The sequence below is a fragment of the Oleiphilus sp. HI0128 genome, from assembly GCF_001635365.1.
Genome location: NZ_LWGG01000600.1, coordinates 1 through 676 on the forward strand (window position 1 = coordinate 1; position 676 = coordinate 676).

Consider the following 676-nt stretch of genomic DNA (forward strand, 5'->3'; position numbering starts at 1 on the left):
TGATGTCACCACCAATATCGTACTTAGTGGAGCTGTTGATGTTAATACTCCCGGAACCTACGTGCTCAGCTATGACGTCAATGATGCCGCGGGGAATGCTGCAACGACCGTTACTAGAACAGTCATCATTGCCGATACAACTATTCCAGTCATTACGCTAACAGGCAATGCAGCTGAAACAGTTGAACAAGGAACGAGCTATACCGACGCTGGTGCAACAGCCAACGACAACGTGGATGGCAACCTAACTTCCAGCATCGTCATAAGCGGTGATACCATCGATGCAAATATTGCAGGCATATACACGATAAGATACGACGTCAGTGATACTGCCGGTAATGCTGCTCTAAAGCTTAGTCGCACAATCACTGTTCAGGATACAACGATTCCAGTGATTACACTTACTGGCTCCGACCCGACCAACCACGTTCAAGGTACTGCTTATAATGATGCCGGCGAAACGCCTCTAGACAGCGCTGATGGAGACATTTACGGCAACATAGCAAGGACAGGCTCTTTCGATATCAACACGATTGGAAGTTATGTATTAAGTTACAATGTTAGTGACGCTGCCGGTAATGCCGCGGCTACAGTTACTCGAACAGTAAACGTAACGGACGGCATCGCTCCTGTAATCACCCTTGTAGGTGACTCAACCATTGATCATGTTAATGGC

1 protein-coding gene is annotated in these 676 nt (G+C 47.3%); it reads left to right on the forward strand.

Annotation, left to right across the window (positions count from 1 at the left end; genetic code table 11):
* On the forward strand, nt 1-676 hold a 676-nt coding region (locus A3763_RS07275), incomplete at both ends, for an immunoglobulin-like domain-containing protein (RefSeq protein WP_156494991.1).